1 protein-coding gene is annotated in these 2100 nt (G+C 75.0%); it reads left to right on the top strand.

The genetic code is table 11. The features are described 5' to 3' along the window. Positions 1-1998: DEAD/DEAH box helicase (locus GT045_RS23650; protein WP_161335359.1), on the top strand; the 1998-nt coding region annotated here is incomplete at its 5' end. Between the last annotated feature and the right edge of the window lie 102 nt (positions 1999-2100).

Below are 2100 nucleotides of genomic sequence, written 5' to 3'. Positions count from 1 at the left end.
TTCGGCCCCCGCGCGCGCGTGGACGCGGCCCTCGCCGTCCGGCGCGCCGCCCGCGTGTGGGCGCCCCTGGGCCGCCTCGCCGAGCAGGACGTACCCGACGTCCTCGCCCTGTCCGAGGAGGAGCTGGGCGAGCTGCTCGGCGTGGCGGCGAGCCGGCTGGCCGCCGCCGGGGTCGCCGTGCACTGGCCCCGGGACCTCGCCCGCGACCTGACCGCCACCGCCGTGGTCCGTCCGGCGCCCGGCTCGGCGACCGACGGCACCGGCTTCTTCGAGAGCGAGGACCTGCTGCGGTTCCGCTGGCAGCTGGCGCTCGGCGGCGATCCGCTCGGCGAGGCCGAGATGGACGCGCTCGCCGAGGCCCACCGGCCCGTCGTACGGCTCCGGGACCGCTGGGTGCTGGTCGACCCCGCGCTGGTCCGCAAGGCACGCAAGCGCGAACTGGGCCTGCTGGACCCGGTCGACGCGCTCTCCGTGGCCCTGACCGGCGAGGCCGAGGTCGACGGGGAGAACGTCGAGGTCGTCCCCGTCGGCGCGCTGGCCGCCCTGCGCGACCGGCTCACCGAGGGCCTGCGCCCCGCGACCCCGCCCCCCGGCCTGGACGCCACCCTCCGCGACTACCAGCTGCGCGGTCTGGCCTGGCTCGACCTGATGACCTCGCTCGGGCTCGGCGGCTGCCTCGCCGACGACATGGGCCTCGGCAAGACGATCACCCTCATCGCCCTGCACCTGAAGCGGGCCCGCGGCGAGCCGACCCTCGTCGTCTGTCCGGCCTCCCTCCTGGGCAACTGGCAGCGGGAGATCACCCGGTTCGCGCCCGGGGTCCCCGTGCGCCGCTTCCACGGCCAGGACCGCACCCTGGAAGGCGTCGCGGGAGGCTTCGTCCTCACCACGTACGGCACCATGCGCTCCGCCGCGGCCGGCCTCGCCGAGCAGCCCTGGGGCATGGTCGTCGCCGACGAGGCCCAGCATGTGAAGAACCCCTACTCCGCCACCGCCAAGGCGCTGCGCACCATCCCCGCCCCCGCGCGCGTGGCGCTCACCGGCACGCCGGTGGAGAACAACCTCTCCGAACTGTGGGCCCTGCTCGACTGGACCACCCCCGGACTCCTCGGCCCGCTGAAGTCCTTCCGGGCGCGGCACGCCCGCGCGGTGGAGAACGGCGAGGACGCCGAGGCCGTGGAGCGCCTCTCCCGGCTGGTCCGCCCCTTCCTCCTGCGGCGCAAGAAGTCCGACCCGGGCATCGTCCCCGAACTGCCGCCCAAGACAGAGACGGACCACCCGGTGCCCCTCACCCGGGAACAGGCCGCGCTGTACGAGGCGGTGGTGCGCGAGTCGATGCTGGCGATCGAGACGGCGCAGGGCATGGCACGCCGGGGCATGGTCCTGAAGCTGCTCGGTGCCCTGAAGCAGATCTGCGACCACCCGGCGCTCTACCTGAAGGAGGACGCCCGCGCCGACCGGCAGGCCGCACGCTCCGGCAAGCTCGCGCTCCTGGACGAACTGCTGGACACCCTGCTCGCCGAGGACGGCTCCGCGCTCGTCTTCACCCAGTACGTCGGCATGGCCCGCCTCCTCGCCGCCCACCTGTCCGCCCGCGCGATCCCCGTGGACCTGCTGCACGGCGGTACCCCGGTCCCGGAGCGGGAGCGCATGGTCGACCGCTTCCAGAACGGTGAGACCCCGGTCCTCGTCCTCTCCCTGAAGGCGGCCGGTACGGGCCTGAACCTCACCCGCGCGGGACACGTGATCCACTTCGATCGCTGGTGGAACCCGGCCGTCGAGGAGCAGGCCACGGACCGCGCCTACCGCATCGGCCAGACCCAGCCCGTCCAGGTCCACCGCCTGGTCACCGAGGGCACGGTGGAGGACCGTATCGCCGAGATGCTCGCCGCCAAGCGCGCACTGGCCGACGCCGTCCTCGGCACCGGCGAGGCGGCGCTGACCGAACTGACCGACCGTGAGCTGTCCGACCTCGTCTCCCTGCGGAGGACGCCATGACGGACACCGGCGGGTCCCGCCCCTCGGACGCCGCCCGCCGGGCCCTGCGGGCGGCCCGGGAGCGCGCCGGGGCGGAGCGGGAGGGCACGGCACACGGCACGG

The organism is Streptomyces sp. SID486, assembly GCF_009865385.1.
Classification (GTDB): Bacteria; Actinomycetota; Actinomycetes; order Streptomycetales; family Streptomycetaceae; genus Streptomyces.
The sequence above is the reverse complement of the archived record's forward strand: the minus strand, read 5'-3'. Positions and strand labels throughout refer to the sequence as shown.